At 72.1% G+C, this 23,869-nt stretch carries 17 protein-coding genes; 13 read left to right on the top strand and 4 right to left on the bottom strand.

Translation table 11 applies throughout. The features are described 5' to 3' along the window. The first annotated feature begins 5 nt into the window (after positions 1-5). Positions 6-2,360, top strand: coding sequence for an arylsulfatase (locus OG393_RS06555; protein WP_327373676.1), 2,355 nt, complete (start codon positions 6-8; stop codon positions 2,358-2,360). A gap of 301 nt (positions 2,361-2,661) precedes the next feature. Beyond that, on the top strand, positions 2,662-3,063 hold the full coding sequence (locus OG393_RS06550) for an SHOCT domain-containing protein (protein ID WP_327373675.1): 402 nt from the start codon (positions 2,662-2,664) through the stop codon (positions 3,061-3,063). A 146-nt stretch (positions 3,064-3,209) separates the two neighbouring features. Here the strand turns inward: OG393_RS06550 and OG393_RS06545 are convergent, their stop codons facing one another. Together OG393_RS06545 and OG393_RS06540 are read right to left on the bottom strand one after the other, a co-directional pair. Continuing rightward, positions 3,210-3,425 carry a DUF6243 family protein gene (locus tag OG393_RS06545; RefSeq protein ID WP_327373674.1) on the bottom strand — a complete coding sequence of 72 codons (216 nt, stop codon included), beginning with the start codon at positions 3,423-3,425 and terminating at the stop codon, positions 3,210-3,212. A 620-nt stretch (positions 3,426-4,045) separates the two neighbouring features. After that, a complete protein-coding gene (locus tag OG393_RS06540; protein ID WP_327373673.1) occupies positions 4,046-5,164 on the bottom strand; it encodes a sugar ABC transporter substrate-binding protein in 1,119 nt (372 codons plus the stop codon). Between the two features lie 1,566 nt (positions 5,165-6,730). Here OG393_RS06540 and lanL point away from each other — a divergent pair. The 5 genes from lanL (at position 6,731) to OG393_RS06515 (ending at position 12,145) form a co-directional block, all read left to right on the top strand. Continuing rightward, positions 6,731-9,415, top strand: coding sequence for a class IV lanthionine synthetase LanL (lanL, locus tag OG393_RS06535; protein WP_327373672.1), 2,685 nt, complete (start codon positions 6,731-6,733; stop codon positions 9,413-9,415). Positions 9,416-9,457: 42 nt separating this feature from the next. Beyond that, positions 9,458-9,613 carry a VenA family class IV lanthipeptide gene (locus tag OG393_RS06530; RefSeq protein WP_327373671.1) on the top strand — a complete coding sequence of 52 codons (156 nt, stop codon included), beginning with the start codon at positions 9,458-9,460 and terminating at the stop codon, positions 9,611-9,613. Positions 9,614-9,940: 327 nt separating this feature from the next. Further along, positions 9,941-11,041 carry an ATP-binding cassette domain-containing protein gene (locus OG393_RS06525; protein ID WP_327373670.1) on the top strand — a complete coding sequence of 367 codons (1,101 nt, stop codon included), beginning with the start codon at positions 9,941-9,943 and terminating at the stop codon, positions 11,039-11,041. Then, the gene (locus tag OG393_RS06520) at positions 11,038-11,946 is read left to right on the top strand and encodes an ABC transporter permease (protein WP_327373669.1); all 909 of its coding nucleotides are present in this window, start codon (positions 11,038-11,040) and stop codon (positions 11,944-11,946) included. The genes OG393_RS06525 and OG393_RS06520 overlap by 4 nt, the downstream gene beginning before the upstream one ends. A gap of 52 nt (positions 11,947-11,998) precedes the next feature. After that, positions 11,999-12,145: a DUF2071 domain-containing protein gene (locus tag OG393_RS06515; protein ID WP_442817268.1), complete on the top strand. Its 147-nt coding sequence runs from the start codon at positions 11,999-12,001 to the stop codon at positions 12,143-12,145. A 136-nt stretch (positions 12,146-12,281) separates the two neighbouring features. Here OG393_RS06515 and OG393_RS06510 read toward each other — a convergent pair whose 3' ends face one another. Then, positions 12,282-12,461: a DUF6480 family protein gene (locus OG393_RS06510; protein ID WP_327373668.1), complete on the bottom strand. Its 180-nt coding sequence runs from the start codon at positions 12,459-12,461 to the stop codon at positions 12,282-12,284. Between the two features lie 2 nt (positions 12,462-12,463). Beyond that, the gene (locus OG393_RS06505) at positions 12,464-12,622 is read right to left on the bottom strand and encodes a hypothetical protein (protein ID WP_327373667.1); all 159 of its coding nucleotides are present in this window, start codon (positions 12,620-12,622) and stop codon (positions 12,464-12,466) included. A gap of 418 nt (positions 12,623-13,040) precedes the next feature. On the opposite strand from OG393_RS06505, the gene OG393_RS06500 reads away from it, so the two are divergent. The 6 genes from OG393_RS06500 to OG393_RS06475 all read left to right on the top strand — a co-directional run bounded on the left by OG393_RS06500 (position 13,041) and on the right by OG393_RS06475 (position 23,857). Then, complete coding sequence (locus tag OG393_RS06500; protein WP_327373666.1) at positions 13,041-14,297, top strand: helix-turn-helix domain-containing protein; 1,257 nt, start codon at positions 13,041-13,043, stop codon at positions 14,295-14,297. Positions 14,298-14,606: 309 nt separating this feature from the next. Then, the gene (locus tag OG393_RS06495; RefSeq protein ID WP_327373665.1) at positions 14,607-15,080 is read left to right on the top strand and encodes a cobalamin B12-binding domain-containing protein; all 474 of its coding nucleotides are present in this window, start codon (positions 14,607-14,609) and stop codon (positions 15,078-15,080) included. A 47-nt stretch (positions 15,081-15,127) separates the two neighbouring features. Beyond that, positions 15,128-16,666, top strand: coding sequence for a methylaspartate mutase (locus OG393_RS06490; RefSeq protein WP_327378330.1), 1,539 nt, complete (start codon positions 15,128-15,130; stop codon positions 16,664-16,666). Continuing rightward, a complete protein-coding gene (locus OG393_RS06485) occupies positions 16,663-17,664 on the top strand; it encodes an asparagine synthetase A (RefSeq protein ID WP_327373664.1) in 1,002 nt (333 codons plus the stop codon). The genes OG393_RS06490 and OG393_RS06485 overlap by 4 nt, the downstream gene beginning before the upstream one ends. Continuing rightward, positions 17,661-18,938, top strand: coding sequence for a glutamate synthase-related protein (locus tag OG393_RS06480; RefSeq protein WP_327373663.1), 1,278 nt, complete (start codon positions 17,661-17,663; stop codon positions 18,936-18,938). Before OG393_RS06485 ends, OG393_RS06480 begins: the two co-directional genes overlap by 4 nt. A 200-nt stretch (positions 18,939-19,138) precedes the next feature. Then, positions 19,139-23,857, top strand: coding sequence for an amino acid adenylation domain-containing protein (locus OG393_RS06475; protein ID WP_442817406.1), 4,719 nt, complete (start codon positions 19,139-19,141; stop codon positions 23,855-23,857). The last annotated feature ends 12 nt before the right edge of the window (positions 23,858-23,869 follow it).

Here is a 23,869-nt window from a genome sequence, read left to right as displayed (position 1 = left end):
TCGCCATGGCCAAGCCCTTCAAGGGGAAGATCGCCCTCGACATCCGGGACTCGCAGCCGGACTGGGCGCCGTTCCTCGCGCCGAAGGCGCCCGAGAACGCTCCGAACGTACTCATGATCGCCTGGGACGACGTCGGATACGGGACGATGGAGTGCTTCGGCGGCCCGGTGAAGACGCCGGCGATGTCGCGGATCGCCGACATGGGAGTGCGTTACTCGAACTTCCACACCACGGCCTTGTGCTCCCCGACCAGGGCCTCGCTGATGACCGGCAGGAACGCGACGTCGAACGGGATGGCGACGATCGCCGAGTTCAGTTCCGGCTTCCCCGGGATCTCCACCCGCATCCCGTTCGAGAACGGATTCATCTCGGAGGTGCTGGGCGAGCGCGGCTACAACACCTACTGCGTCGGCAAGTGGCATCTCGCCCCCGGCGAGGAGATCAACATGGCCGCGTACAAGGGGCGTTGGCCCCTGGGGCGCGGCTTTGAGCGGTTCTACGGCTTCCTCGGCGGCGAATCGAGCTGCTGGTACCCGGACCTGATCTACGACAACCACCCGGTCGACCCGCCGGCCACGCCCGAAGAGGGGTACCACATCGCCAAGGACCTCTCCGACAAGGCCGTCGAGTTCATCCGGGCCGCCAAAGTCGTCGATCCCGGCAAGCCCTTCCTCATGTACCTCTCCCTGGACGCGGCTCATGCGCCGCACCACGTCTTCAAGGAGTGGGCCGACCGGTACAAAGGCGTCTTCGACGAGGGGTACGAGGCCATCCGGCCCGGCATCCTGCGCCGCCAGAAGGAACTCGGTCTGCTGCCGGAGAACACCGGACTCTCCCCGATCAACCCCCATGGCGAGCCCACGGCGACCGGGCCGGACGGCCAACTGTGGCCGATGCTCGACACCGTCCGGCCCTGGGACGACCTCAGTGCCGACGAGCGACGCCTGTTCGTCCGGATGGCCGAGGTGTTCGCCGGATACGTCTCGTACAGCGACGACCAGCTGGGCCGGGTGCTCGACTTCCTCGAATCCTCCGGCGAGCTCGACAACACGATCATCGTGGCCGTCTCCGACAACGGGGCCAGCGGTGAGGGCGGGCCGAACGGAACGTTCAACGAGTGGCGGTTCTTCAACGGCGTGGACACGCCGACCGCGCTTTCCCTCGAACGCATCGACGAGCTCGGCAGTCCGTCCTCCTACAACCACTACAACACCGGGTGGGCCTGGGCGTTCGACACCCCGTTCCCGTACTGGAAGCGCTGGGCCGGCTACGAGGGCGGAGTGGCCGACATGTGTCTGGTCGCCTGGCCGGCGGGGATCGAGGCCCGGGGAGAGGTGCGGGGGCAGTACGTCCACGCGGTGGACGTCGTGCCCACGGTCTACGACCTGCTCGGCATCGAACCTCCCGAGGTGATCAAGGGCTGCCCGCAGAACCCGATCGAGGGCGAGAGCTTCGCCGCCTCGCTCACCGACCCCGCGGCGCCGGGGCGCCGGACCCAGTTCTACGCGATGCTGGGGCAGCGGTCCCTCTACCACGAAGGGTGGCTGGCCTGCACGGTTCACCCGCCCCTGAGCGGCTGGGGGAACTTCGAGAACGACGTGTGGGAGCTCTACGACCTCACCACCGACCGCGCGCAGTCGACGGACCTCGCCGCGCGGGAGCCGGAACGGCTGGAGACCCTCAAGAGCCTCTGGTACTACCACGCGGGCCTCTACAACGGCCTGCCGCTCGACGACCGCAGCGCCCTGGAACAGGTGCTCGCCGAGCGCCCGCACGGAAGCCCCGAGCGGGACCGGTACGTGTACTACCCCGACTCCCCGGCGGTGCCCGAACAGTCCGGCGTGGTGACCAGTGGCCGGTCGTACACCATCGCCGCAGGGGTGGACGTCGGATCGGCGGATGCCGAGGGCGTCCTCTACGCCCACGGAGGTGTCGCCGGGGGCCACAGCCTCTATGTCAAGGACCATCGCCTGCACTACGCGTTCAACTGGGTCGGCACCCACCTGCAGGTCGTGGCGGCCGACCGGGAGGTCCCGCCGGGCAGGCACGTGCTCACGGCCGAGTTCGCGGCGAACGGCCGCAGCACGGACCCGGCGATGCCCGGTGCCACGGGGACCCTCACGCTCTACGTGGACGACCAGGAAGTGGGCCACGACGACATCGTCACCCAGCCCGGCGCCTTCTGCGTCGTCGGGGACGGGATCTGCGTGGGCCGCGACGACGCCTCGCCGGTCACGCCCGACTACCAGGGGCCGTTCCCGTTCACCGGAGGCACGATCGACAAGGTCGTCGTCGACGTCTCCGGCGCGCGTTACGTCGATCACGAGGCGCAGGTACGCGGCTGGTTCATGATCGACTGAACGTCCGGAGCCCATCGGACCAGCAGCTACGGGAAGGGAGCGGGAGGATGCCCCGGAACAGGACCGGTGTCGCGGGGGTCGGTGACTCACGTGAGGCAGACGCGCCCGAGGCTGACACACCTGCCCGGACGACGCGCAATGTCTTCGAGCGATCCTGCCGGGCTCCCGAGACGTACGTGCTGACCCCCGTCGCCGTGCCGGTGGCCAGGGGGGCCTCACCCGCCTCGTGCCCGCTCGACACCGGAGAGGGTCCCGGGCTGCCCCCGCTGGCCGGCGGAGGCGAGGAAGAAGGAGTGGTGACATGACTCTGGCCTACGACTACCCGGTGCTCGGAGCGTTCTGGACGGTCATGTGGATCTTCCTGTGGGTCCTGTGGATCGTTCTGCTCTTCCGGGTGATCGGCGACGTCTTCCGTGACGACGAGCTCAGCGGTGCGGCCAAGACGGGATGGCTCGTCTTCGTGGTCCTGGTCCCCTTCCTCGGCGTGTTCGTCTACGTCCTCGCCCGGGGCAAGGGCATGGGCAAGCGCGAGACGAGGCACGTCCAAGCCCAGCAGAAGGCACTCGACGACTACATCCGCGAGACCGCCGACAGTGGGTCCGGGAACGAGGCGGATCAACTCGCCAAGCTCTCCGAGATCCGCGCCAGGGGCGACATCACCGACGCCGAGTTCCAGCGGGCCAAGGAGAAGATCCTCCACTGAGCCGAGAGCCTGTCGGGCGGCCTTCGACCGACAGGCTCCGACCCTGTTCGGAACGGGGCGACCCCTGGCGGTCCACCGCGAGGCGTGAGCGGCCCGCCAGGGCAGCCCTGCCGCCGTACCGGGGCCGCTCTGCGGCCGGCGGTGCGTCAGCTCTGTGCGGTGTCGTCGCCCGTCTGCCCGGTCCCCTCACTGGCGCCTGTCTTCTGGCGCATCTTGCGTACCAGCTCCGCTTTCCGGTCGGCTGCGTTCCGGCGGTCGAGGTTGCGGTGCGGACCGTTGTTCTGCCGTTCGGCGCGGGACAGCTTCTTGCGCTGGCCGCCGCCCTGGCCCACGGGGTTGTTGATGTTCTTGCTGTCGGTCACGGGTTCTCCCGGTCATGGTGTGAAGTGGTCTACGGATTCATCGGTGGGAGACGGGCGGCGACGTCCTGGGACGTCGGCGGGTGCCCGTCACGCTCTCACCCGTGAATCGGCGTCTGGAAGAACATGGCAGGGACGTTACCCGGTTCCGTCGACCCCGCACGCCGATCATTTCGGCGCCCCGGCGTCGGCGGGACCTTCGGCGGGCGCCCGGGGCCAGCCGTTTCCTTCCGGGGTTCTCGGCACGGCCGGCACCTGCCGCGGTCGCCGCCCGCCCGCGGCAGGTCCGGATGCGCGGTACCGGGCGGCCGTGGGTGTCGTCAGTGGTCGCGACACACCGGCGGTATGAGACGGCGTCGTCATCGGCCCGCAGCGAGGTGACACCGCCATCGGCTCGACGTTCGGCGGGGGCGTATCGGCCGCCTCCGGCCGGCCGGGCCTCGCCCGTGAACGTCCTTGACCTCGGCTCCGACGTGGCATCGAGGACCGCCCGCGCCGGGGGCATGCGGGCGGCTCCCGAGGACCGGCGGTGCCGCGTCAGGCGGTGTTCGCTCCGTCACGACGCGCGGTGGGGCGACTCGCGGTGTCGCCGAGGTTCACGCGCCCGCCGTCACGCGCGGCATTCACGCTTCCGGCGTGAGCCCGAGTTCTGCGCAGGCATCCAGCAACTCCGGGACGCAGATCTGCTCCACCGTGTAGACACCGTCGTTGACGACGGTGTCCTTGATGTTGTCCCTGACCAGCGCGATGACCGGGACACGCACGGTCGGCACCGACTTCTCGGTGGGCGTCTCGATGTCCGTGTGGGCGGCGGGGCCGAGCCCGATGTGCCGGGCCAGCAGGATCGCCATCTCGGCGGCGGCGGCGGCCTCCGGCGCGTACTGCTTGTAGACGGTCATGTACTGGTCTCCGGCGACGATGCGCTGCACCGCGGCCAGCTCCGCGTCCTGACCGGTGACGGGTGGGAGGTCGGTGACCCCCGCGGACTTCAGCGCCGTGATGACGCCGCCCGCCATACCGTCGTTGGCGGAGTAGACGCCGATGACGGTGTCCTTGCCGAGGGAGGCGATCGCGGCCTCCATGTTGGCCTTCGCGTTCTCCGGCTTCCAGTCCTGGGTGTCGTACTCCATGCCCACCTCGACCTCGCCGTCGAGTTCGGTGTGCGCGCCCTTCTTGAAGACGGCGGCATTGGGGTCGGTCGGCGAGCCGTTCATCATCACGATCTTGCCTGTCGGCGAGCCGGACCCCGAAGAAGCGCCGCTCCTGAGGGCCTCCAGCAGGGCCTTGCCCTGGATGTGGCCGACCTGCTCGTTGTCGAAGGAGACGTAGCCGTCGATGGGGCCCTCGGCGAGGCGGTCGAACGCGACGACGGGGACGCCGGCCTCGTCTGCCTTCCTGATCGCGTCGGCGATGGACTTGGAGTCCACCGCGTCCACGATCAGCACGTCGACCCCGGTCGTGATCATGGATTCGAGCTGGCGCGCCTGCAGCGCGGCGTCGTTGCGGGCATTGGCGTAGCGGACCGTGCCCTTGTTGTTGGTGAGCCGGGCGATCCGCTCCTCGATGACCGGTTTGTCGAACTGCTCGTAGCGGGTGGCCTGGTTCTCAGGGAGGAGAAGTCCGACGATGATGTCGTCGCTCAGCCTCACGCCCGGCTCCTCCTCGGTCCCGCAGGCCGCGAGGGGTATGAGCATGGCGGTGACCGCGGCTGTGACGGCGGCACGACGCAGATGTGCGTTCATTGGTTGAATCCAACCTCCCTGACAGGCTGCATCATTTACAGCCAAGGTGGCCGAAAGTGAAGCCGTTGGGTGGCTGAGGGTCAAGAGGTCTTCCGTTAACGTGATGGCAACGTGATTCTCTGTGATCAATCGTTCAAGCAGTTGTGTGTGTGGGAGGGAAAGGAGCCCCGGGGCGCGTTCCGTCGGGGCCGGAGAGTCGTCGGTCGATGCCGCGACGGCTCCCGGCCCGGTGTCGCAGCCGGAGGCTCCGGGGCCGGAGTCCGGTGAGGGCCGAGGCTCTGAGGACGCGAGGGGGCGGAGACCCCTCCCACGGCATGACCGCGGGCGTGACCGCTTGACCGTGTGCGCTCGCCGGCACGAGACCGCCGGAGGGCCTCCCCTGTCCGCTTTCGCCAGCCTGATCGAGCGGCCTGCCGGCCTGCTCCCGGCGCTTGTCGGTCCCCCGGCCGGTCATCAGGTCGTCGACCTGTGCCCTCACCGGTCGTGAAGTTCTCACCCGTGCGGGGGGCAGCCCGTGCCGCGCGCATTCGGCTGCCTGGATGTCGCGCGCGTCCGTCCCGAAGTGATGGGCCGCATCCACCCGACCGCCAGGATCGCCGAGGCGGCGGCCGACTCGGACCCGCCCGGCGTCCTGACCGGCCGCAGGAGCCCGTCCGGCGGACCGCACCTCTCGGCCAGCCGCGTGGCGACGGCCGGGCCGCCGGGCGTGATCGGATTCGCGTCATCGGCCGCCGCGAGTGTCGCCGCCACCGGTCGGGGTGCCGCGTGCCGTGCCGGTGAAAGGAGCCGGAGGCGTCAAGGACTTCCGTCGACTTCCGTCGCCACAGGTCGTCCGGCGCGTCTTCTTCTTCCGTTTTCCGGTCGCGGACACGGGCGCGTGGTGGATTGGTGTCCGGAGTGTCGTGTGCCCGACCGGGTCCGAGGATTCGGGATTCGCTATTTCGAGTCAAGTCCGAGCGGCTGTTCGGAAATTGTTGAGTGGCCGACGTTTGCGGGCGAAGTGACGGCTCGCATGCCTGATCGTGAGCGCTGGTGGTGCGCATCTCGGGCCTGATCGTTCTCGTGGCGTGATCGGACTCTTTACTGCGGCCCGGCTCGGAGGAAGGATTCGGTGCGGAAACGGCGCCCTGGCGGTGTTCGTCATGGTCAGGGTCGTTGCTCGGCCGGCATTCGGTGCTCCGGAGAGGCAGGCCGGCAGGTGTCGATGTCAAGAGCTTGGTCGGTCGATATTCGGTGCGAAGGCCTGATGTCATGGATTACGGAAAGGCGCTCCCCGACGGTTCACCGTGATTCGGTATCCGTGGTATGCGCAGGATCGGGGCAGGTCAACTCCGTCTACTTCACGCTCACGAGTCCCTTCAGTCACATCAACGAGTACGTATTCATGGGGTATTCCCGCCCCGTGCGCTCCTGTACGCCACTTTTATGCGCCGGTTGACATCGCCCGGCATCCGAATGACCCCGTGCGCTCGCCGCACTCACTGACGTTTTCAGGGCCCGGATTATATGTTCTTCTCACCGAAGGCATATTCCAACCAGCGGTCCTCGCCGTTGAGAGGGACAGGCATGACGAGCCACGCAACCGAAGTCGACCTCGAAGATGTACTCCGCCGCGCCCTGGACGCCACGGGTTCGGGGGCGCGTTGGACCTCCGACGCAGACGAGATGTGGTGCCGCCTCACACCCCCGCGCACGACGCGGCGTGAGCAGGGTTGGAAGCTGCACGTGTCGGCCACGTCCGCCTCCGCGCCGGCCGTTCTCGCCAAGGCCCTGGACGTGCTGCTGCGGGAGGAATCGCCGTTCAAGTTCGCCCGGTCCCTTGAGAAGGTGAGCGCGCTCAACTCCCGTGCCACGCCGCGGGGAAGCTCGGGCAAGTTCATCACCGTCTATCCGCGCTCCGACGCCGACGCCGCCCGGATCGCGCAGGCACTGCACCAGGCCACCGCGGGGCTGGCCGGCCCCCGGATCCTGTCCGATCAGGCGTATGCCGTGAACAGCCTGGTGCACTACCGCTACGGCGCCTTCGTCGGCCGGCGGCGGCTGTCCGAAGAGGGACTGCTGGTGTGGTTCATCGAGGACCCCGACGGCAACCCCGTGGAGGACGTACGCGTCGGCCGGTACGCTCCGCCGTCCTGGGCGGTCAGTCCCTTCCCCGACCCGGCGCCGGCCCCACCGCGCACCGAGAAGGCACGGACGGGCGACGTGGTGCTCGGCGGCCGGTTCTCGGTACGGGAGGCGATCCGCCACACGAACAAGGGCGGCGTCTACCGGGGCACGGACGTCACCACGGGGGCGCCCGTGGTCATCAAGGAGGCCCGGCCGCACGTGGAGGCCGACGCGTCCGGCCGCGACGTACGCGACTGGCTGCGCGCCGAGGCGCGGGCACTGGAGACCCTGCGCGGCACGGGCCTGGCACCGGAACCCCTCGCCATGTTCGAGCACGGCGGACACCTGTTCCTGGCCCAGGAGGAGATTCCGGGCATCCCTCTGCGTAACTGGGTCGCCGAGCGCTTCCGCGACGCCGGGAGCTCGCGCTACCGCACCGAGGCGCTGGCGCAGGCCGGGCGCCTGGTGGACCTCATGGCCGAGGCCCACGCCCACGACTGTGTCCTGCGGGACTTCACACCCGCCAACATCATGGTCCGGCCGGACGGCGAACTGCGCCTGATCGACCTGGAACTCGCCGTCCTGAAGGACGACGACGCCCTCCCGACGACGGTGGGCACCCCCGGCTTCAGCGCTCCCGAGCGTCTGGCCGGCGCGCCCGTCGCCCCGACGGCCGACTACTACAGCCTCGGCGCCACCGTCTGCTTCGTCCTCGCCGGGAAGGTACCGAACCTGCTGTCGGAGGAACCAGCCGACCGGGCGGCGGAGCGACGCCTCGCCGAGTGGCTGAGCGTCTGCGACGGGGTGCTCCGCCTGCCGGACGGCCTCACCGAGATGATCCTCGGGCTCATGAAGGACGATCCGGCCCAGCGCTGGGACCCGGCCGAGGCGCGCGCGGCCCTCCGCCGGACGGAGGGGGCGCACACGGAGGGGGCACGCCCGGAGCGCCCGGCCGCCGGCCCGGCGGACGAGGCCCCGTGGCGCGACACGGCGCGGGACGCGGTGGCGGGGATCGTGGACCACCTCGTCGATTCGATGACCCCGCACGAGGAGCGGCTGTGGCCCGTGTCCACCCTGGCGGGGGAGACCGATCCCTGCACCGTGCAGCAGGGCGCGGCGGGTGTCCTGGCGGTCCTGGCACGGTACTTCGAACTCACCGGCGACCCGCGGCTGCCGGAGCTGATCTCCACCGCCGGCCACTGGATAGCGGCCCGGACCGACACCCGTTCCATCCGCCCCGGCCTGCACTTCGGCGGCGGAGGGACCGCCTGGGCGCTGTACGACGCCGGACACGCCGTCGACGACCGGGCCCTCATGGACCACGCGATGGCGCTGGCCCTGGCCCCGCAGGAACAGACACCCAGTCATGACATCACCCACGGCTCCGCGGGCAGCGGACTGGCCGCCGCCCATCTGTGGCAGCGCACCCGTGACCCGCGCCTCGCCGGACTCGTCGTCGACGCGGCCGACCGACTGGCCGCCGCCGCGCGGTCCGAACCGTCCGGCGTGAGCTGGCCGGTCCCCGCGGAGGCCGCCTCCGCGGAAGCCGGGAAACGCTATCTCGGCTTCGCACACGGAGCATCCGGCATCGGCTGCTTCCTCCTCGCCGCCGCGGCCGTCTCCCAGCGCCAAGAGCACCTCGACCTGGCCGTGGCGGTGGGCGAGCACCTGATCGCCGACGCCGTGATGGTCGGCGAGGCGGCCCAGTGGCCGGCCCAGGCCGGCGACCTGCCCACGGCACCGTACTGGTGCCACGGTTCGGCGGGTATCGGGTCCTTCCTGGTCCGGCTGTGGCAGACCACCGGGGACGAACGGTTCGGTGATCTCGCCCGCCGCGCCACACGGGCCGTCGTGGAGCGCGCCTCCCGCGCCGCCCTCACCCAATGCCACGGACTGGCGGGCAACGGGGACTTCCTCCTCGACATGTTCACCGCGACGGGGGATGACTCCTACCGTGCGGCGGCCGAGGACCTCGCCCGCCTCGTCCTCGCCGAACGGGCCCACCGCCACCGCCACGTCGTCTTCCCCAACGAGTACGGGGACGCCTCGACGAGCTGGAGCGACGGGTCCGCGGGCATCCTGGCGTTCCTCCTGAGGATGCGCCACACAGACTCCCGGCACTGGATGATCCAGCAGCCGGGCTGAGCGGCAGGAACCCCTGCCGCCATCTCAGAGAAGGAGAAAGCCATGGAGAACCGCGACCTCGAACTGCTGGCTCACCTGCACGCCCTTCCGGAGACCGACCCGGTCGGCGCCGACGGAGGAGCGGTCGCCGCGACCTGCGAGTGCGTCGGCCTGCTGACGCTCCTCAACACCGTCTGCATCGGCATCAGCTGCGCCTGACCAGCCGGCGGGCCCCTTCGCCTCCGGTGACGACGCGCCCAGGACGACAGAGGTCCTTGTCGACGAAGCGCTGAACACCGTTCCTCCGTAGGGAGGGAGTGACCCACGCTCCCTCGTCGATACCTCACGGGGGGGCGGGGCGAAGAGGGTCCGAGAACCTCCGGCCGGTGGCCGCCGCGCGGCGGCCACCGGCCGGAGCACCACCCGTACCACCCGCGCTGCCCGTGCCGAGGAGCCCCGGGCCGAGCACGACCGACCGCGCGGCTCTCCCTCCGAACCGCCGCCCGCCCGAGTCCGCAGCCGCCCTTCCGCACACGAGGACCGACCATGCAGCCACCAGCCGATGACGACGCCTCCGACCGGGCGACCCTCCTGACAGCCGTCCCGACGGATCCGGACGCCCCGCCGTCCGCTCCCGAGCCGGCGTACGCCATCAGCACGCGCGGCCTGGTCAAGAGCTACCCGGGTCCGGACGGCACCACCACCCACGCCGTGCGCGGACTGGACCTCGACGTACGCCAAGGCGAGACCTTCGCCTTCCTCGGCCCCAACGGCGCGGGAAAGTCCACCACCATCGCCCTGCTGTGCGCCCTCGCCCGCCCCACCGCCGGACGGGCCACGGTTGCGGGCGCCGACGTGCTCAGCCAGCCGGACCGGCTGCGACGACAGGTCGGCATGCTCTTCCAGCACAGCGCCCTGGACCCGGATCTGACGGCCGAACAGAACCTCCACATCCACGCTCGTCTCTACGGAATGAGCCGTCGGGACGCCCGGCGACGCGCCACCGAGACCCTTGAGGCGGTCGGACTGACCGACCGGCGGCGTTCCCTGGTGCGCACCTTGTCGGGTGGCATGCGGCGACGCCTGGAACTCGCCCGCGGCCTGCTGCACGCGCCCCGGATCCTGTTCCTCGACGAGCCGACCACCGGACTCGACCCCCACGCCCGCGCCCAGGTCTGGCAACACCTGGGCGCGCTGCGCGACCGGGAAGGCATCACCCTCTTCGTCACCACCCACTACCTGGACGAGGCGGAGAACTGCGATCGTCTCGCCATCATCGACTCAGGACGTCTCGTGGCACAGGGCACGCCCTTCGCGCTGAAGGCCGCGATCGGCGACGACCGGGTAGTGCTCGGCACCAGCGACGACGCCACAGCACGAGAGGTCGTCCAGCGGATCGTTCCACCGGGCGCCGTCCTCACCCTGGACGCCGAAGGGCTCTGCCTGCGCGTGCCCGACGGCAGCGCCTGGATTCCCCGTCTGTGCGCGGCGCTGGAAGCCGGTGGCATCTCGGTGCGGTCCGCCTCCGCGACCCCGCCCACACTCGACGACGTCTTCTTCCACCACACCGGTCGCAGCATCACCACCGCACAGCCCCGGCCAGCCCCGTCCCTCGCCGTTCCGCACGCGACCGAGGGGAGCGCATGACCACCCCCGTGTTCCAGGCTCCGGACGCCGCCGGCGCCTCCGGTGCCCCCGACACCGCCGGCAGCCCCGGCACCTCGGGCCTCCCCGGCCGCCGGCCGGTGACGCGCCTGCGCCGCGAACTGCGCGCGGTCCACGCCCTGGTGCACCGCGATCTGCTGCGCCTGTCCGCCCAGCCCACCCACACGGCCCTGATGCTGATCCAGCCGGTGCTCTACCTCTTCATCCTCGGAGGCGGTCTGGCCGCCCTGATCCCGCACTCCGTACTGGGCACGGGCTACCAGACCTACCTGTTCCCCGGCATGCTGATGATGACGGTCCAGACCCCGGCCATCATGGTCGGCATTCGCCTCATCACCGACCGGCAGAGCGGCTACCTGCGCGAACTGCTGATGGCCCCGGTACGTCGCTCCACCCTGCTCCTGGGAAGCTGCGCCGGGGGCACCGCGGTCTCCACGGTCCAGGGCGCCGTTCTGCTCGCGCTCGCCGGGGCGGTCGGCCTGCCCTACGATCCGCTCCTCCTGGCGTTGCTCCTCGCCGGCATGATCCTCGCCTCCTTCACCATCACGGCCCTGTCCCTGGCCCTGGCCGTGACCCTGGGTCGGCCGGAGGTCTTCCACATGCTGCTCGGCCTGGTGATGATGCCGCTGCTGTTCCTCTCCGGCGGCTTCTTCCCCCTCGACGGCCTGCCGGGCTGGGCCCGGGTGCTGGCCGCCGGCAATCCGCTCGCCTATGGAGTGGACCTGCTGCGCCGCTGCATCGGGCTCCGGGTCCCCGACCAGGCGGCCGTGGCGGGCATCGAATGGTTCGGCCGGCAGCCTCCGCTCCCCCTGGAAGCCGTGGCCCTCCTGGTGACGGGCGCGCTGGCCCTGCTCTGGGCGGCCCACCGCTTCAGCCGCCCCGAATGACCCGTCCGCCCGGCCCTCCGCGACCTACCCGTGAACGTTCGCCTGTACGGCCGTGACGCGCGCGGCCGGCGTGGGTGTCGTGTTCCGGTCGCTCGACCGTGACCGGCTGCTGCCCGTCCTCGTCGCGCGCCTGGGGTTCGGGCTGCCCTACCGCTGCGCAGGGGTGTTCCGGCGGTGGTCCGGGCCGCGTCTGGTGTAGCCCACGAGGGGACGCCTGCGCGCGGGTCCGAACGGCCGGGGGACGCTCGAAGGGGCCGCCTGCTCGGTGCGCCCGGCGACGCCGACGGCCCGCCCCGGAGGCCGCGGAGACCCGGGGCGGGCCGTCGGTGGCCGGCTCACAGGGTGATCACGCGCACCAGGAAGAAGGCGGCGATGAGCAGGCAGCCGATCGTGATCAGGGACAGCCAGAAGCGCGGATGCTCCCAGACGCCACCGTCCGGGCGTTCGCGGTGTGCCTCGGCCGTCGAACCCTCGGCGGCGGGGGTCTCCTCGGGGGGAACCAGGGGATCGCTCATGATCACACCTCGTGGACGGCGTCGGTGACGGACCCGCCGTCGCCGGCCGGGTCCCGTTCCTCGTAGTTCGCCAGCGCGAGGCCCAGGCCGATGGACGCGACGGCGGCCAGATAGGCGTGTTCGCTCCGGGCGCCGGCCTCGTGCGGCTTCTTCACGATCATGAGCACTCCTCTGGTGGTGAGAGAACCACACCCCCACATGGCTCCAAAAGTCGCATATGGGGATTTTGTGCCACCGTCTCTTCGTCTCCGAGGCGGTGTTCGGATGCGGCCGGTCCCGCCGTTTCAGGCCACGCCGGCTTCGGCTCCGGGTGTGGGGCCGGGCCCGGAACCCGCCCGGCTCCGTGGACTCCGCGGTGATCGGAGGGCGACACGATGTCCCCCCTCGCACCTCTGTGGAGGGTGCGTGAACGTGTGGTGATCGGCCGTTGATCCGCCGTAGAGCCGTGCCATGGACCATCGGCCGCAGGGGGAACGCGGCTGGACGGTCACCACCGGTCGCCGCCGCCCTCGGCGTGCCGAACGCCGTCCGGGCCCCCGGTCCCCGGTAGTTGGCCAACCCACGGAAGGCGGACGAGGCATGAACGGTGTTCAGGCGCTGCGGTCGACGGAAGGCTTCGGAGAACTGCTCAGGATCCGGCGGGAACGGGTCGGCCTGACCCAGCAGGTGCTCGCCGACCACGCGACCCTGAGCGTCCGGGCCATCCGGGACATGGAGAGCGGGCGGGTGCAGCGCCCCCGGCAGGAGACGGTCCGGCTGCTGGCCGACGCGTTGCGACTGGAGGGTCGCGGCCGGCTGGTCTTCGAGGCGGCGGCTCGTCGGCAGACACTCGCCGAGGACACCCGTGAGGAGCCGACCGCGCCACCCGTCGCCCGGGGCGCGATCGTCGGCCGGGAGCTGGAGGTCGACGTGCTGGCCGACGCTCTGGCCGTGCACGGAGACCGGCTGGTCACGGTGGCGGGCCTGGGCGGGGTCGGCAAGACCCGGCTGGTCCTGGAGGTCGCGCGACGGCTGCACCTCGCGTCCCGGTGGTCGGTGCACTGGATCGACTGCGGCCGGCAGCAGGCCGCCGGGCTCGAACGCCGTGCGTCCCTCGCCCGGTCGATCGGGGAGCGCCCCACCCTGCTGGTCCTGGACGGGGCCGACGCCGGTGTGGACACGCCGCTGCTGGACGAACTCTTCCAGCGCTGCCCCGGGCTGCGGGTGCTGATCACCGCCCGGGTCCCGCAGTCGCTGCCCGGAGGCCAGGTGATCCCGCTCGCCCCGCTGCCCGCGCCCGGGCCGGACCTCGACCACGATCCGGTGGCGCTGGCCGAGGTGGGGGCCGTCCGGCTGTTGCTCTCCCACCTGCGACGGCTCCGCCCCGGCTACCGACTGGGAGCCGAGGAGGCGCCCACCGTCGCCGCGCTCTGCCGTCAACTGGACGGATTGCCGGGAGCCTTGGAGCTGGTCGCGAGCTGGTCGACGGTACTCTCCCCGCGTCAGCTGCTGGCCTGGCTGACGGACGGACCGTTCCACCTGGCCCCGCCGCAGGCCGGGTGCGGCGGCAGGGGGGACGTGGGCGCGGCGGTGGGGGCGGCACTGGACCGGCTGACGCTCGGGCAGCGGGACCTGCTGGAGCGGCTCGCCGCGGAACCGGGCGACTGGTCGGGCGAGGAGGCCGTCCGGTTCAGCGGCCGGCCGCCGCAGGAATGCCTGGCCGCCCTGCACGAGCTGCTGGCCAGCGGGCTGATCCGCAGTGTCCCGGCCCGGGACGGCGTCCGGTTCACCGTGCTGAACCTGTGCAGACGTTTCTGCGGGACGGGAGTCCACCCGGAGCTCGCGACGGTGAGCTGAGCCCGTCCGGCGACCCGGTCTGGTCCGATACTGCCCGAATCCTGCCGGGCGAGCTGCCGGTCCGGCGACCGGATTCTTCCTAGCGTTCTGTCCACGGCCGCGCGGGCCGGACCCCTGGCCCCGCGGAAGACCCTGTCGTCCCCGACCCCCGGCACGGTACGCCCGGACACCCCGACAGACCGGCACTCCGATGTCCGGACACCCCGACACCGTACGCCCGGACACCCCGACTCCCGTACACCCGGAAGCCATTACTCCCCGGGCCCCCACCACCTACCGATGCAGAGGGTTTGCGCCGTGGAGCATGCCGTGGAGCAGCACGCAAAGGCCGAGCCGGCCGGTCTGGACGTCGTCGTGACGACCATGGCCTCGGACTCGCACACCTGGAACCTGGTCTTCCTCCAGTTGTTGCTGGAGGAGCTCGGCCACCGGGTCACCAACCTGGGCGCCTGCGTACCGGACGGCCTGCTGGTCGCCGAATGCCGACGGGCCGCACCGGACCTGATCGTGCTGAGCAGCGTCAACGGGCACGGCTTCCACGACGGGCTGAGGGTGATCGCCGCCCTGCGCGCCTGCCCCGACCTGGCCCGCACCACCACCGTGATCGGCGGGAAGCTCGGGATCGCGGGCTCCGGCGATCCGGCACGGCAGCGGGCGCTGCTGGCGGCGGGCTTCGACGGCGTCTTCGAGGAGGGCGGCTCGGTGCTGGAGTTCCGGTCCTTTGTCGGATCCCTGCCCGCCGCTTCCCATGCCCTGTCCGCCGGGTCGGCGGTGGCGTGGTGACCGGCTCCGAGAACGCCGCGAGTGAATGGCTCGCCGCGCGCCGGGACATGCCCGCCGCCGTGCCCGCGGTCGTCGGATCCGGCTTCGGCGCCTTCGTCGCCCGGGCCCGTGCGGCCGGCGCACTGGTGGTCCAGCCCAGGATGGGCATGGCCGACCCGCTGCGGATGCGGGACGGCCTGCTCGCCACCCGGAACGCGGACGCCGTCACCGTCGGCACCGTCACCCTGGACAGCTACACCCGTACCGGTGACCTGGCGGCCGTCCGGCGCGCCCTCGCCGAGGGGGTCGGCCTCAACGGCTACCCGATCGCGACCCACAGCGCGGACACCACCCGCGCCGTGCTGCGGGGCGTCGCGGACGCCCGTTTCCCCGTGCAGGTCCGGCACGGGTCCGCGATGCCGGAGCACATCGTCCGTGCCCTGCTGGCGGCCGGCCTGGACGCCACCGAGGGCGGTCCGGTCTCCTACTGTCTGCCATACAGTCGGACGCCCCTGCGTGAGGCCGTCGAAGGGTGGCGGCGCAGCTGCGAACTACTTTCCTCCATAAGGGAGTTCGGTGCGGAGCCGCACCTGGAGACCTTCGGCGGCTGTCTGATGGGCCAGCTCTGTCCGCCGAGCCTGCTGATCGCGGTCAGCGTGCTGGAGGCACTGTTCTTCCGACAGCGCGGGCTGCGCTGCGTCTCGCTCAGCTACACCCAGCAGACCGACCCCCGGCAGGACGAGGAGGCGCTCACCGTGCTCGGGCGGCTGGCCGACGAACTGCTGCCGGACGTCGACCACCACATCGTGCTCTACGCCTACATGGGCGTCTTCCCGCGCACCCCCGGCGGCGCCCGTCTGCTGCTGGAGGACGCGGCCCGGCTGGCGGCACGGTCCGGCGCGGCACGGCTGATCGTCAAGACCACCGCCGAGGCGCACCGGATTCCCACCATCGGCGAGAACATCCGGGCGCTGGAGACGGCCGCCGCGGTGGCCGGCGGGCCCGGCCGACCGGTGGCGGTCGCCGCCTCCCGTACCGGCGTCGACGGCACGGCCGCGGGGCGCACCGGTGTGGGGGACCCCGGCGTCGGCGTCCGGAGCCCCGGCGTCGAGGGCCCCGGCGTCGAGGACACCGGTATCGAGGCGGAGGCGCGGACGTTGATCGGTGCCGTGCTGGAACTGGACACCGACATCGGCCGCGCCCTCATCCGGGCCTTCGCCGCCGGATACCTGGACGTTCCCTACTGCCTGCACCCCGACAACGCCGGCCGGGCCCGTAGCTCCCTCGGCGCCGACGGGCGCCTGCACTGGTCGAGCGTCGGGTCGATGCCGATCGCCGGACCCGCGGGCGGTGGCCCGCGTCCACCGATCCTCGGCTCGGACGGGCTGATCTCGGCGCTCTCCCTCGTCCAGCGGACCTACGACGCCCGCGCCTCCGCCCCGGCCGTCGGTGCGAGTCGCGGTGCGTCCCGCGTCCACGCCGTGCCCCGCGTTCCCGCCGCGCCCCCTTCCCCCGTCGCACCCGGAGCGTCCGCCGCAACCCTTACGCCCCTACCGCCCCGTACGACGTCCACGCCACGACGAGAGTTGGGACTCACCACACCATGACCAGCCACGGTCTCACCACCCCCGCGCCGATCCCGGACCCCGGCCGCCACCTCACCGCTCCGCGCACTCGCAGCGTGCTCCGCATTCAGCATCAACTCCTCTTTTCCGTACGGGAGTTCTTGCGGGAGCGGGGGTTCATCGAGCTGCTTCCGCCGATCATCGGGCCGGTCACCGATCCCGGCTCTCGCGGTTCCAAGCAGGTCGACGTCGACTTCTACGGTCACCGCTACAAGCTGATGACCAGCGCCATCCTCTACAAGCAGGCGTCACTGCTGGCCTTCGACAAGATCTTCTGCATCGCTCCCAACGTCCGGCTGGAGCCGCTGGAGACCGCCGGCACCAACCGCCACCTGGTCGAGTTCCACCAGCTCGACGTGGAGATGGCGGGCGCGACCCGGGACGACGCCGTCCGACTGGTCGAGGAACTCGTGGTCCACATGGTCGGCAGCACGCTGCGCGAACTGCCCAAGGAGTTCGCCGAACTCGGCCGGGACGCCGACGCCTTCAGCGAGCTGCTGAAGGGCTCCTTCGGCCGGATGCGTCACGCCGATGCCGTGGCGGAGCTCCAGGGGCTCGGCCACCCCCAGAGCCCGGACGGCGAACTCGACTGGACCGGAGAGGCGTTGCTCTCCAGCCGCCGGGACCGGCCGTTCTTCGTCACCGACTACCCCAAGGGCTCACGAGGCTTCTACGACCAGGAGAATCCCGATCGACCCGGCTCGCTGCGCAACTTCGACCTGATCGCGGCCGAGGGCTACGGCGAGCTGTGCAGCGGCAGCCAGCGCACCAACGACTACGCGGAGATCATCACGCGGATGCGGGAGACCGGCGAGAACCCGCAGAAGTACCGCTGGTACCTGGACCTGGTCCGCGAGGGCGTGCCGGGCAGCGCCGGCTTCGGCATCGGCGTCGAGCGGCTGACCCGCTACGTCACCGGGCTGGACGCCGTCTGGCAGGCCGCCGCCTTCCCCAAGGTGGCGGGGGTGGTGTCGCCGTGAGCGACCTCTCGGCGCCCGGCTTCCCGGAGGAGGACGTCCGTCGGCGGGCCCGGGCCGGGGCGGCGGCGGCCTTCCCGCCTCCCGGTGACTACGGACGGGTCCTCTTCGGCGCGGACCACGGGGGTGACCGGCGCCCGGACGGCGTGCCGGACGCACTGGACGCCCTGCGGATCACGCCGCCGGTCTTCATGCCGCAGCGGCTCGCCCGGCTGATCGGCCTCGGCCGCGAGCCGGACTACCGGGACGTCGAACTCGCCACTCCGATAGGCGGGTTCAGCTCCTCGATGCCGGTGTACGTGTCCGCGCTGGGCTCCACCCGGGCGGCGGGCGGGGACCTCGGGCTCGCGCTCAGCCGCCAGGCGGGCGGGCTCGGCCTCCCCATGGTGATCGGTGAGAACGTCGTCCCGGTGAACGGCTACGGCCGGCTCGGCGAGGCTGCGGACCGCGCACTCCTCGGCCGCCTCCGCGCCTACGCCGGGGAACTCCCCGACGGCCGGGGCGGGGTCGCCGTCCAGCAGTCCACCGAGGACGCCGACGCCGAGGTGTGGAACCTCGTCTACAGCGACCCGGCGGCGCTGCCGCTGCTCGAATCCGGCCGGCTCGCCTTCGAACTGAAGCTCGGGCAGGGTGCCAAGCCGGGCCTCGGCGGGATGACCGTGCTGGACGCCGAGGCGGCCGGCCGGCTGGGTGACCGCTACGGACTGGACGACGTCTTCGGCGACGGCCGGGTGCTGCGCTCCAGCACTCCCGGGACCTTCACGGCCGAGATCCTGCGCCAGCAGATCCGGCTGATGCGCAACAACTTCCCCCGGGCCCGGGTCTGGGTGAAGCTGCACCCCGGCCGGGACGTGGCCGAAGCCGCCCGGGTGGCCGCCGAGGCGGGGGCGGACGCCGTCACGGTGGACGGCGCCGAGGGCGGCACCGGCTGGGCCCCCGGGGCTTTTCCGGCCCAGGTCGGTCTGCCCCTCGCGGAATGCCTGCGACGCCTGGCGACCGCCGGGCCGCCGCCGCCCTGCCTGCTGGTGTCCGGACGGATCTGGGAGGGGGGCCGGGCGGTGAAGAGCCTGGCGCTCGGCGCGCGTGCGGTGGGCCTGGGCCGGGCGGCCCTGCTCGCCACGGCCGAGGACCCGGAATCCGGCCTCATCCGGTTCGCGGAATGTCTCGCACTCGAACTTCGTCTGCTGATCAGCGCGCTCGGGAAATACGCGCCCGACGTGCTGGACCGGGACGATGTGTGGTCCCCTGATTTCCCTGGAAATCCCGCCGGCGGATAACCGAAGAGAATTTCATCGCGCAGCCCTCCCGGACGCCACCGTGCGTCTCCGAGGGCTGCGTCTGTTGCATTGAATCTACTGGTCAGGCGGCAGTTGTAACTGCCGATCGTCTTCCGTGCATTCTGCCGATCGCCCCGGAAAAGCCACCCTATCGTCAGGGTCAATGCCCGCAGCGTCGTTAAATTCATCGGGGTTGGATGATGGAATCTCACGGTTTCCCCTTCGTATCCGTCGCACGCCGTTACCCGGACCGCCCGGCCCTACGACTGGGAGCCCGGACCGTCGTCTACCGGGAACTGGACGAGCTGAGTGGCGCCCTCGCCGCCCGTATCGCCCCCGGGCGGACGGTGGCGGTCACCGGCCGGGACCGGCTCGATCACGTGGTCGGCCTGCTCGCCGCTCTCCGAGCCGGCGCCACCTACCTGCCGCTGGACCGGGAGGCGCCCGAGGAGCGCAACCGCTGGATCCGCGAGGACGCCGGCGCCACGCTGGCGTACACCGACGGAGTGCTGCTCGACGCCGGCCGCCCGGCCGGCCAGGAAGGACCGGCGAGCCCGCCGCACGGCGGCGGGTCCACCGCCGGATACCTCATCTACACCTCCGGCACCACCGGCCACCCCAAGGGCGTCCATGTGCCCCTCGCCGCGCTGACCGGCCACCTGGCCGCCGCCGTCGAGCGTTTCGGCCTCACCGCGGGCGACGTGGTGCTGCACCTCGCCCGCCCGACCGTGGACGTGGCCGTCGAACAGGTGCTCACCGCCCTGTCGGCCGGAGCCTGCGTGGTGGTCCCCGAGCGACCCCTGCTCGCCCCCGCGGCCCTGCTGGAGCTGCTGGACGCCGAAGGCGTCACCGTGGCCAATCTCGCCGCCGGCTACTTCCAGGAGGTGGTGGCCGCGCTGCGCGAGGGCGGCCCTGGCCCCCGCTCCCTCCGTCTGATGATCTCCGGCAGCGACCGGCTGCACCCGGACACCGCGGCCGGCTGGTCGACCGCAACCGGGGTGCCGCTGCTCAACGCCTACGGGCCGACCGAGACCGTCGTCACGGCCACCGTCCACGAGGCGGCGGGCCCCACGGCGGGGGAGTGCGCCACCGTCCCGGTCGGACACCCCCTCGGCGACCGCCGCGTGTACGTCCTGGACGACCGGCTGCGGCCGGTCGAGCCGGGCACGGCCGGCGAACTCTACATCGGCGGACCGCTGCTGGCCTCCGGCTACCACGGCCGGCCGGGTCCGACGGCGGGCCGCTTCGTCGCGGACCCCTACGCCCCGGAGCCCGGTGCCCGGATGTACCGCACCGGTGACGTGGTCCGGCGCTCCGGCGCCCATGCCGCGCTGGAGTTCATCGGCCGTACCGACCACCAGGTGAAGATCCGCGGCTTCCGGGTCGAGCCCGGCGAGATCGAACAGGTGCTGGCGGCCCGGCCGGGCGTCGCCGGGGCCGTCGTCGTGGCCCACGAGGGCCGGCTCGCCGCCTATGTGACCGGCGCCGCTCCGGACACCACCGCCCTCCGCGCCCAGCTGGCCGGCTCGCTCCCCGAGCACATGGTCCCGGCGACCGTCACCGCGCTGGGCGCCTTCCCCCTGACCGCGGGCGGCAAGGTGGACCGCGCGGCACTGCCCGTACCCCAGGCCGCGCCCGCCACCCCGGCCGCCGGCCGCAGGGCACCGCGCACCCCCGCCGAGCAGCTGATCGCCGCGGTCTGGGCGGACGTGCTCGGCGTGCCCGAGGTCGGCGCCGACGACAACTTCTTCCACCTCGGCGGCGACTCCCTCACCGCCGTGCGGGTGGTCGGCCGGGTCTTCGACGTGTTCGGCATGATCTCCCCGTACACCATCTTCGACGCGCCGACCCTCGCCGAGTTCGCCGCCGCGGTCACCACGGCCTCGGACGGCGGCGAGCGCCCGGCACTGCTCCGGACCGGTGCGACCGAGGCGCCGCTCGCCGACTTCCAGCGCGGGCTCTGGTTCCTGGACCAGTGGAACCCGGGCGCGCCGACCTACATCGTGCCCTGGGTGTTCCGCTTCGAGGGGCCGGTCGACCCGGACCTGCTCCGCCGGGCCCTGGCCGGCGTCGTCGCCCGGCACGAAGTGCTTCGCACCACCTTCGAACTGGGCGAGGACGGCCCCCGGCAGGTGATCCACCCCTCCGCCGACCTGCCGTTCACCGTCCAGGAGGCCACCACCGCCGCCCTGGACGGCCTGCTCGCCGAGGCCGCCCTGGTGCCCTTCGACCTGGAGACCGGCCCGCTGCTCCGCGCCCATCTCTACCGCACCGGCGGGACGTCCACCCTGCTGCTGCTCTGCCACCACATCGTCTGGGACGAGGGATCGCTCCCCGTCCTCGAGAGTGAACTCGCCGCTCTGTACGAGTCCCTGGCCACCGGACGCCCCGCGGAGCTGCCCGAACTCCCCGTCCAGTACGCCGACTACAGCTCCTGGCAGCGCGCGGACGGCACCGCCGAGCGGCACCTCGACTACTGGCGCGAGCACCTCCGCGACGCCCCCGCCGAGCCCGCGCTCCCCACCGACCGGCCCCGGCCCGAACTGCAGTCCTTCCGGGGCGCGTTCCACCGCTTCACCATGCCTCGCCCGGTGGCCGAGGCGGTCCGGGCGATGGCCCGCAGCGAGGACGCGACCCCGTTCATGGTGCTGCTGGCCGGTCTCGCCCTCGCCCTGCACCGGCGGACCGGGCAGCCCGACCTGGTGCTCGGCTCGCCGGTCAGCGTCCGCGGCCGGACCGAACTCGACTCCCTGATCGGCTACTTCGTCAACCTGCTGCCGCTGCGCGTCCGGCTCGACGAGGGGATGGACTTCCGCGAGCTGGTCCGGCACGTCCGCGAGGTGGCCATCGGCGGCTACCGGCACCAGGAGGCACCGTTCGACGCCATCGCCGGCGCCGTCATGGCGGAACGCCCCGACGACCGGACCGAGGACCGCAACCCGCTCTGCCAGGTCCTGCTGGAACTGCATCCGCTGGACGACCGCCCGCTGACCGTCGGCGGCACCGAGGTCACCCGCGAGCTGTACTCCAACCCGGTGTCCCGCTTCGACCTGTCGGTCTCCGTCGACGACCGGGGCACCGACTTCACCGGCCGCTTCGAATACGACTCCGAGCTGTTCGACCCCGCCACCATGGCGGAGCTGTGCGAGGCGTGGCTCGGCACTCTCGCCGCCGCCGTCGAGGCGCCCGTGCACGCGCTGTTCGAGGACCGGGCCGCCCGGAGCCCGCGGGCCCCCGCTCTGGTCGCCGGCGAGGACCGTGTCGACTACGGCGCGCTGAACGAGCGGGCCAACCGGCTCGCGCACCACTTCGGCGGGCTGGGCATCGGCCGCGGCGACACCGTCGCCGTCCTCGTCGAACGCGGACCGGACCTGGTGGTCGCCCTGCTCGCCGCGCTGAAGGCCGGCGCCGCCTACACCCTCCTCGACCCGGACTTCCCCGCCGACCGGCTGGCCGGCGCCGTCGCCGACGCCGGTGCCGCCCTGCTCGTCACCCACCGGGACGCCCATCCCCCGTTCCCGGTCGCCCGCCACCTCGACCTGGACACCGCGGCCGGCGCCGTCGCGGCCCGCCCCGCCCACGACCCCGCCGTGCCGGTCACCGGGAGCGACCTCGCCTGCGTGATGTTCACCTCCGGCTCCACCGGCCGTCCCAAGGGCGTCGCCGTCCCGCACCGCGCCCTCACCGCCACCTACCTCGGCCAGGGCTACGCCCGCTTCGGTCCCGGCGAGGTCTGGCTCCAGTGCTCCCCGGTCTCCTGGGACGCCTTCGCCCTGGAGCTGTACGGCGCGCTGGCCTTCGGCGGGCGGTGCGTCCTCCAGCCCGGCCGGCGGCCCGACCCCCAGTCCATCGCCGAACTCACCCGCCGCCACGGCGTCACCCAGCTACAGCTCTCCGCCAGCCTGTTCAACTTCCTGCTGGAGGAGTTCCCGGAGACCTATCAGGACCTCAAGGTGGCCTTCACCGCGGGGGAACGGGCCTCCGTCACCCACGTCGGCAAAGCCCTCGACCAGTATCCGGACCTGGTCGTCGCCAACGGCTACGGCCCGGTCGAGAGCCTCGGCCTCACCACCTGCCACCGCGCGACCCGGGAGGAGGCCGCCGGGACCTCCATCCCGATCGGCCGTCCGCTGCACGGCAAGGCGGTCCACGTCCTCGACGAGCGGCTGCGCCCCGTCCCGGACGGCGGTACCGGAGAGCTGTACGCGGCAGGCGGCGGTCTGGCCCTCGGATACCTCGGACGGCCCGGCCTGACCGCAGAGCGGTTCGTCGCCTCACCGTACGGCGCGCCCGGCGAGCGGCTCTACCGCACCGGCGACCTCGGCCACCGGACACCGGAGGGCCTACTGGAGATCACCGGCCGGATCGACGACCAGGTGAAGATCCGCGGCTTCCGGGTCGAGCCCGGAGAGATCGAGGACGCGCTCACCCGCCACCCGTCCGTGCGGGAGGCCGCCGTCACCCTCCACGAACCCGCACCGGGCGACCGCAGGCTCGCCGCCTACGTCACCCCCGCCGGGGCGCCGGGGCCCGACCCGGACACGCTGCTCGACCACCTGGCCGGCCTGCTGCCCGCGTACATGGTGCCCGCCACGCTCGACGTGCTGGACGCGCTGCCGCTCAACCCCAACGGCAAGGTCGACCGCCGGGCCCTGCCCGCCCCGGCCGAGCGACGGGAGAGCGCCCCGGCCGACCCGCTGACCCCGGCCCAGCGGCTCGTCGCCGACGCCGTCCGCGCCGTTCTGGAGCGGGCCGAGGACCTCGGCCCGGACACCGACTTCTTCCGGATCGGGGGCAACTCGCTGGCCGCCGTGCGGGTCGCCATGCGGCTCTCCCAGCAGACCGGCACCCGGGTCCCGCCGCAGGTGGTGTTCCGCGGCCGGACCGTCGGCGCCATCGCCGAACGGCTGGTCTCGTGACGAGACGCCGTC

It is taken from the genome of Streptomyces sp. NBC_01216, assembly GCF_035994945.1.
Lineage (GTDB): Bacteria > Actinomycetota > Actinomycetes > Streptomycetales > Streptomycetaceae > Streptomyces.
Note: the sequence above shows the minus strand (reverse complement) of the source record. Positions and strands in the feature narration are given on the sequence as shown.

What these genes read in the sequence shown, in the direction of transcription:
- OG393_RS06550 (WP_327373675.1), top strand. Translation starts at nt 2,662, where the DNA reads ATGACTCTGGCCTACGACTACCCGGTGCTCGGAGCGTTCTGGACGGTC.
- OG393_RS06540 (WP_327373673.1), bottom strand. Translation starts at nt 5,164, where the DNA reads ATGAACGCACATCTGCGTCGTGCCGCCGTCACAGCCGCGGTCACCGCC.
- OG393_RS06505 (WP_327373667.1), bottom strand. Translation starts at nt 12,622, where the DNA reads ATGATCGTGAAGAAGCCGCACGAGGCCGGCGCCCGGAGCGAACACGCC.
- lanL (WP_327373672.1), top strand. Translation starts at nt 6,731, where the DNA reads ATGACGAGCCACGCAACCGAAGTCGACCTCGAAGATGTACTCCGCCGC.
- OG393_RS06490 (WP_327378330.1), top strand. Translation starts at nt 15,128, where the DNA reads ATGCCCGCCGCCGTGCCCGCGGTCGTCGGATCCGGCTTCGGCGCCTTC.
- OG393_RS06510 (WP_327373668.1), bottom strand. Translation starts at nt 12,461, where the DNA reads ATGAGCGATCCCCTGGTTCCCCCCGAGGAGACCCCCGCCGCCGAGGGT.
- OG393_RS06530 (WP_327373671.1), top strand. Translation starts at nt 9,458, where the DNA reads ATGGAGAACCGCGACCTCGAACTGCTGGCTCACCTGCACGCCCTTCCG.
- OG393_RS06555 (WP_327373676.1), top strand. Translation starts at nt 6, where the DNA reads ATGGCCAAGCCCTTCAAGGGGAAGATCGCCCTCGACATCCGGGACTCG.
- OG393_RS06500 (WP_327373666.1), top strand. Translation starts at nt 13,041, where the DNA reads ATGAACGGTGTTCAGGCGCTGCGGTCGACGGAAGGCTTCGGAGAACTG.
- OG393_RS06475 (WP_442817406.1), top strand. Translation starts at nt 19,139, where the DNA reads ATGGAATCTCACGGTTTCCCCTTCGTATCCGTCGCACGCCGTTACCCG.
- OG393_RS06525 (WP_327373670.1), top strand. Translation starts at nt 9,941, where the DNA reads ATGCAGCCACCAGCCGATGACGACGCCTCCGACCGGGCGACCCTCCTG.
- OG393_RS06520 (WP_327373669.1), top strand. Translation starts at nt 11,038, where the DNA reads ATGACCACCCCCGTGTTCCAGGCTCCGGACGCCGCCGGCGCCTCCGGT.
- OG393_RS06485 (WP_327373664.1), top strand. Translation starts at nt 16,663, where the DNA reads ATGACCAGCCACGGTCTCACCACCCCCGCGCCGATCCCGGACCCCGGC.